9 protein-coding genes and 1 pseudogene are annotated in these 6113 nt (G+C 36.1%); 6 read left to right on the top strand and 4 right to left on the bottom strand.

What is annotated here, in order from left to right; translation table 11 throughout:
- Positions 1–165: 165 nt before the first annotated feature.
- The gene (locus tag AC2JBO_RS42125; RefSeq protein WP_496959583.1) at positions 166–684 is read left to right on the top strand and encodes a hypothetical protein; all 519 of its coding nucleotides are present in this window, start codon (positions 166–168) and stop codon (positions 682–684) included.
- 119 nt (positions 685–803) lie between these two features.
- The gene (locus tag AC2JBO_RS42120) at positions 804–1295 is read left to right on the top strand and encodes a Panacea domain-containing protein (RefSeq protein WP_496959582.1); all 492 of its coding nucleotides are present in this window, start codon (positions 804–806) and stop codon (positions 1293–1295) included.
- Between the two features lie 399 nt (positions 1296–1694).
- Here AC2JBO_RS42120 and AC2JBO_RS42115 read toward each other — a convergent pair whose 3' ends face one another.
- Positions 1695–3077 (bottom strand): AAA-like domain-containing protein, encoded by a 1383-nt coding sequence (locus AC2JBO_RS42115; RefSeq protein WP_496959581.1) that lies wholly within the window; start codon positions 3075–3077, stop codon positions 1695–1697.
- A 306-nt stretch (positions 3078–3383) separates the two neighbouring features.
- Between AC2JBO_RS42115 and AC2JBO_RS42110 the strand changes: the two are divergent.
- The 4 genes and pseudogenes from AC2JBO_RS42110 to AC2JBO_RS42095 form a co-directional block, all read left to right on the top strand.
- Positions 3384–3563: pseudogene (locus tag AC2JBO_RS42110) on the top strand (hypothetical protein); the annotation flags it as partial.
- Positions 3550–3702 carry a PAS domain S-box protein gene (locus AC2JBO_RS42105; protein WP_496959584.1) on the top strand — a complete coding sequence of 51 codons (153 nt, stop codon included), beginning with the start codon at positions 3550–3552 and terminating at the stop codon, positions 3700–3702. The pseudogene AC2JBO_RS42110 and the gene AC2JBO_RS42105, both read left to right, overlap by 14 nt.
- A gap of 36 nt (positions 3703–3738) precedes the next feature.
- Entirely contained in the window at positions 3739–4242 is a 504-nt protein-coding gene (locus tag AC2JBO_RS42100; RefSeq protein WP_496959580.1) for a DinB family protein, read from the top strand.
- Positions 4243–4259: 17 nt separating this feature from the next.
- A complete protein-coding gene (locus tag AC2JBO_RS42095; protein WP_496959579.1) occupies positions 4260–4655 on the top strand; it encodes a phosphotransferase in 396 nt (131 codons plus the stop codon).
- Here the strand turns inward: AC2JBO_RS42095 and AC2JBO_RS42090 are convergent.
- The 3 genes from AC2JBO_RS42090 to AC2JBO_RS42080 form a co-directional block, all read right to left on the bottom strand.
- Positions 4652–4816, bottom strand: coding sequence for a hypothetical protein (locus AC2JBO_RS42090; protein WP_496959578.1), 165 nt, complete (start codon positions 4814–4816; stop codon positions 4652–4654). The two genes, AC2JBO_RS42095 and AC2JBO_RS42090, sit on opposite strands and share 4 nt — an antisense overlap.
- 213 nt (positions 4817–5029) lie before the next feature.
- Positions 5030–5254, bottom strand: coding sequence for an MbtH family protein (locus AC2JBO_RS42085; protein WP_496959577.1), 225 nt, complete (start codon positions 5252–5254; stop codon positions 5030–5032).
- A gap of 44 nt (positions 5255–5298) precedes the next feature.
- Positions 5299–6113: aminotransferase class III-fold pyridoxal phosphate-dependent enzyme (locus AC2JBO_RS42080; protein ID WP_496959576.1), on the bottom strand; the 815-nt coding region annotated here is incomplete at its 5' end.

The raw sequence follows: 6113 nt of genomic DNA, 5'->3' as shown, positions 1-6113 counted from the left end.
TGGAAGGCAGAGCAGACATTATCTCCAGAGAAGACAATGCACTCCAATTCTTCCTAAGAAAAGCAAAACTCATCACAGACATCTAACACACCTCTCTCTTGTAAAACTCTCTTGTGGAACGGGCATCCCTGCCCGTTTTCCAAAAACCCTATAGTGAGGAAAACTATGTTAAGTGATACTGAGTTTCAGGAATTAGCAGAGGATTTGTCAAGTCCTGACGTATCAATACGTGTTGATACGTTAAAATGCTTATATAGACAACCTGTTGTTGATGAGCGGGTATTACCATACTTGGAAGATTTGTTAGATGATGACACAATAAGCGTTATCTTTTTGCCCTACCGTTTTGGAGAAGTTAGGTGGTTAGCTGCTAAGGTATTGGTCGCAGAGCGCGCTGCACTTGGACATAACAAGCCTGTATATTTAGATAACGTTTTTCAACCAATTAATACGGAAGAGTTTGCATCGTTGGCAAGGAGTGCCGGAATAAAAAGTTCGGGTGGTCTTGATGGTATACTTGAAGCTCTTGTTGTTCTTCGTAAAATGAAACGATTGCCATTACATACTTTACAACTTATACCGAGCAGGACAAATCATCAAAATATAAAAATGAACGATTTAAATTCTATCAGCGACAAATCTGATAGTCAGGTAACAGATGAGAAAGTTACTAAAGTTAGGTAAAAATACACGAGATATTTTTGATACAAAAATTGCTCATGAAAATATGTAGTAACCCTATTCGTAAAAATCCCTGTAGGAAAACCCTCGGTTTACCTGCGTTGTAGAAAAGGATTTTGTAAATGGCTGAAACAATACTGGACGTACCCATTAGAGAGTTAATACCAATTTTAACCGCCATCGCAGCGCGCGATTGGGAAGGTTTTAAGAAAGTAGAGGAACAGTTTATAACAAAATATGGTGTTGAGGAATGGCAAGATTTTTTTGCTGACCGTCTGAAACCATTGCTGGACATAGAATCAAATAATTGGTTATTAACCCAAAAATATAGTACTAATATATTGCAGTCCAAGGATATAACATTCTTGAACATGGCAATTACAAATTTAGATGCAATTGTAGATTATTTTATTTATGTAGCTAACGATACAGGTTCATTTATCAGTAACTTGAAGTTGCAAAAACTAGCGTACTATGCTCAAGCTTGGCATTTGGGAATTCATGATACTCCTCTGTTCGATGAAGACTTTGAAGCTTGGGCACATGGTCCAGTTATCCCTTCTTTATTTTATAAGTATAAAGAATTTGCACCGAAGCCAATTCTAAAAGAATAGGACTTACGAAATTGGCACATATAAAGCGTAGGGTGTGTGACGCTACGAAAAAACTTCAACGGAGTTATAAGACTTGTAGCGTCACGCACCAAACAATAATTGTGACAGTAGCGTAAGTCCTAAAGAAGTTGAGCAGCCCAAGTTTAAACCAGAATTAGAAGAATTTTTAGAAGAGATAACGGAAGTATATTTTATTCGAGAAGGATTAGAGCTTGAATTAATGGCTACTCGTGAAGACCCTTGGATATTGGCACGGAAAGGTTTAGCTAGACATGAACCTTCTCATGCGATTATTAGTAAAGAATCTATGAGAATTTTCTACAAAGAACGTGCCGCCTAAAAAAGTCAATGTAATTTCTAAAATAGGCGCCAACAAAACCTAAATAATTACTATCATTTTTACAACAAATGCGCTTGAAAATACTGGCGATATAAATTACACCTTAGCTCTGCTAAATTTCCAGAAAGTTTTACTAAACCTATGCTTTGTAACTGGTATGCTAATAATGGTTCTAATTGCACGGGATGGGTAGAATTATTAACTTTTTTAAAGGCTTTTGCTAATTCAGGATGCTGTTGTAAGTTTAACCAATGCTCGCGTAAATGATGAGCGTAAATACCAGTTTCTGTTGTTCCTTCAATCAAGATTTGCTCTAGGGTAATATCTGGATAATTTTTGAGGTGAGAAAAAGCCATTTCTAATAAATGAGGATGTCCTCCTACTAAGTTTATAAGCGAGTCTACTAAAGTTGCATCTAAATTAAGTCCATGTTGCTGGGCAAATTCTTGTACTTGCTCGCGCGTAAATTCAGATAATTCTAACGGTAGTCCAACGTTAAATGGTGATTGGTTAATATTTAATCGAATATAAACGTCGGTAGAATGTATCAGTACCAACCGCAACTTTGCCCAAATTTTTCTGGTTCTTGCTTTCTCGTACCAAGAGCGCAACAGTCCAAAAAAATCTTCATAAATTTCTGGATAGGGAAAAAGTAAATCAACATTATCTAAACATAAAACCAGAGGACTATCGGTAGCAGCTAATAAATATTTTTCAAAGTAAGTCGTGCAACTTACCTTTGCTCCCATACCTTCTTCATCCCAATATTCATCTAGCTCACTCTTATATGATAGCTCTCGACTCACATTAGTACAAAACCAACGCAAGAATTTATTCAGGTTAGTAAAATGCGTGTTTCTATCCGCTAATTCAAAACTTAAAATCACACTACGAAACCCTTCTTTCGTTAATCTTGTAATTACATGAATCATCAATGATGTCTTGCCCATCAAACTGGGAGCTTTGATTCGGATTAAAGAACCAGGTTGTAAAAGAGCTTCGTAACAAATCGATTCTATCGGATGTCTTTCAACATAAATTTCAGGGATTATATTTTCTAACTGTTCTTGCTCCTCTAAATTAATTGGTATTTTATCAAGATTATTTGAAATAATTTTATTCTCAGTTAAACTGTCGCATTTAATACCTAAAGAGGTTGTATCAGTACTTAATTTTTCCCATCTTCGCTTTAATGCTTCTTTAAAACTATTTTTTTTAACTTTTTCTCCCAATGAATCAGAAAGTAGTTTCCAGAGTTTCGGCGCCACATCTTGACTAAGATAAGTAGTAGCATATTGATGTTTTACAGCTATTTCGTCATATTCTTGCCGTTCCCATGCTCCTTTGATAATGATAATCTCTATATCTGTTAAATTTCTATTAAATTTGTTGTTAACCGCTTGATTAGCAACTTTAATTGCCTCATTTAAGTTGAAATCCATAAAATCAACCATTTGCTTAGAAAATTTTGTCGAAGAACGGGTATAATATTAATCCATAATATCAAACCTGTCGTACACTCGTTTAAAGTGAATATGGGCAGGTCATCGAAAGCAGGTGCCAACTAAAGGAACAATAAGAGTGATTATTGACGCTCAACTTTGAAATGTGTTCGCCTCAGACATGGTAGTATTTTTGAACTTGCGTATTACCTCGCTTTTTATAACTCATAAAAAAATTACGCTTTGGTAAATTATTTTGCGTATCTGGGAATACTAAGTTTAAGCCGATAAAGGATAAAGCTCAATATGATTAGCACTTCTTTCACTATTCCCGGATATCAAGTTAGCAAACAACTTTACAATGGTTCCAGAACTTTAGTTTATCAAGGTTTCCGAGAAACTGACCAAAAACCAGTGGCAATTAAACTACTGAAAAACCCTTATCCCAGTTTCAGCGAACTGATACAATTTCATAACCAGTACACCACGGAAGGATGGCAGTTTTTTTGACGTTGAAGTCAAAGCAGTACCCTTTATCTACAAAGGTAAACCGCATGGGTTATCAATATTACGGGATATTAGCGACCGCAAAAGTGCATTAAGCTTGATTAAAATTATAAACTAATACAAGTACAAAGTTTGTACTCAATGACTAAGAATCATGATTACTTCAAATTTTTTAGAAACAATGGCTTTATATAACAAGTGGCAGAACGAAAGTCTTTTTACTGTTTGTGATGAGTTGAGTGATGAACAACTGGGTTTGAACCGAGAGATGTTTTTTGATTCAATATTTAAAACTCTGAATCATATTATTCATGTGGATGAAACTATTCATTCGTTGATTTATACGAAAACTCTTCCCAAATTTGACCCAAACTTTATTCCATACCCGGAATATAGCATATTAAGAACTGCGCGTTTTGAGTTTGATGAAAAACTTGTAAAAGAATCTCAAGAATGTTCTCAGGCTTGGCTCGATGAGGTTTTTGAATTTTGGAGCGAGAGGTTGAATCGAAATAGAAGAGTACCTAGAGCTTTCTATTATGTACAAATGTTTAACCATCAAACACATCACAGAAGTCAAATTACCTCTGAGCTACATAAAATGGGAATAGATTATGGAAGTACTGATCTTCCATACAATCCTTATTACGAGTTCTAGATTAGTCGAAAATGCAAATGCCAGGAAAACCGAGTTGGCTAGGAACCCCAATATCAGAAATAGAAATCGATGTATCCCTCGTCACCAATTTATTGCAAGAACAACACCCCGATTTAGCGCACCTACCAATTTATTTGGTTGATGTGGGTTGGGATAATGCCATGTTTCGATTGGGCGAGAAATTATCAATTCGACTCCCGCGTCGTCAAGTTGCAGCTACACTCATCGAAAACGAACAAACCTGGCTTCCCCAACTTGCCGACCGTCTCCCTATACCCGTTCCTAAACCCTATCGAGTTGGTCAACCAACAGAAAATTATCCGTGGCGATGGAGTATTAGGGACACTGATATTGATTTATGCATTTTTGAAAAAGTAAAAATTATTTCAGTATCAGGTTACTGTTTATACTAGTTATTAAGTGTCCATTTCGCTACTAAGCGATATTTCTCTCCATCAAATTCTTTAACCCAAACCATTGATAGTTTTGGTGAGCGTGATGATTTGATAGTTGTAGTTTCAGTGCTAACTGAGTAATTTAAAGATAGGGATTGAGGAGTGTCAACTAATTGCATATTACTTTACCTGTGAAAAACTATACTTACCTATAGGGGAGAGATTTTGGAATTATGCAAGTGGCAAAGTATGTAAAGTTTTGTATACACAAAGTACTATCAAGATAAGTTTAAACGTCAGTTTCTTGAGTCAGAAATAACTCTTCAGCACAGACCTCAAATTTCAAAGTTTCTATTTCACTGCCACTCAGGAACAGTATTTTCAAATAATCATCAAGCTTGACCAGCAGTTTCTTCCATTTTCTTTCTTAAACTTAGAGGTCTCATATCAGTCCAAACTTGCTTAATATATTCAAGACATTCCTGCTTCAGACCATTTTTGTCCATGTCTCTCCAACCATTAGGACTTTCTCGGTCGGCAGGCCAGATGGAATACTGTTCTTCGTGATTTACTACAACTTTGTAGATTGTGGTATCTTCTTTTTCGTCTTGGTACATTGTTTTTTCCTGTTAATTGGTAATACCTTAAAAAAAATGTGATATTAACTAGTTAAGAAACCTCCTTGACGGAGTTCCGAAACACTTTCCTTCACTGCTTCGATTACATAATCTATATTTTGCACCGTGTGAGCTGTAGATAAATAGCCACTTGCACCTAGAAGGTGAACTTTTCTATTGAGTAAGTGATAACGTAACAAATCTATGCCCTGCGAAGTAAAAGAGTTGTCCTCAGAGACATCATTTTTTAAGAAAGCTGGCCCAAATAATGAACCAAAGTTTGCCATTCTGATTGGTACTTCTTCTTCTTGAAAGTAAGTATTCAAAGATGCTACAAATTGAGATGTGCGTATATTTAATTGCTCTTGAAGTGAGAGACCTTCGGCTTTGAGGTGTTTAAGAACTGCTCGTGCAGCAGCCATAGTTAAGGGATGCTTACAGAAAGTGCCTGCAAAAAATGTTTTGTTCGTCTGAGGATAGGAATTATCACCGTAATTCCACATACCTCCGTCAATTGTATCCATATAAATACCTTTACCAGCTATAACTCCAATGGGCATACCACCACCAATAATCTTTCCATAGGTGGCTATATCTGCTTGAACACCGAAATAAGCTTGGGCGCCACCTGGATGTATTCGGAAGCCTGTAACCATTTCATCAAATATTAAAGTAACATTTGCTGCTTCTGTTAATGAGCGCAGTTGTTGGAGAAATGCTTTTGGTTGTAAACCTGGTCTGCTTGTTTGGACTGGAACAACTAAAATAGCTGCAAGTTCTTGCTGATAATGTTTGATGATTTCTAGTGATTGCAGGTTGTCATAATCTAACACCAAAACATCTTTGACAAAATTGGGTA

The organism is Calothrix sp. CBUCES-K 9914, assembly GCF_059640475.1.
Note: the sequence above shows the minus strand (reverse complement) of the source record. Positions and strands in the feature narration are given on the sequence as shown.

What these genes read in the sequence shown, in the direction of transcription:
- AC2JBO_RS42100 (WP_496959580.1), top strand. Translation starts at nt 3,739, where the DNA reads ATGATTACTTCAAATTTTTTAGAAACAATGGCTTTATATAACAAGTGG.
- AC2JBO_RS42120 (WP_496959582.1), top strand. Translation starts at nt 804, where the DNA reads ATGGCTGAAACAATACTGGACGTACCCATTAGAGAGTTAATACCAATT.
- AC2JBO_RS42090 (WP_496959578.1), bottom strand. Translation starts at nt 4,816, where the DNA reads ATGCAATTAGTTGACACTCCTCAATCCCTATCTTTAAATTACTCAGTT.
- AC2JBO_RS42125 (WP_496959583.1), top strand. Translation starts at nt 166, where the DNA reads ATGTTAAGTGATACTGAGTTTCAGGAATTAGCAGAGGATTTGTCAAGT.
- AC2JBO_RS42095 (WP_496959579.1), top strand. Translation starts at nt 4,260, where the DNA reads ATGCCAGGAAAACCGAGTTGGCTAGGAACCCCAATATCAGAAATAGAA.
- AC2JBO_RS42085 (WP_496959577.1), bottom strand. Translation starts at nt 5,254, where the DNA reads ATGTACCAAGACGAAAAAGAAGATACCACAATCTACAAAGTTGTAGTA.
- AC2JBO_RS42115 (WP_496959581.1), bottom strand. Translation starts at nt 3,077, where the DNA reads ATGGATTTCAACTTAAATGAGGCAATTAAAGTTGCTAATCAAGCGGTT.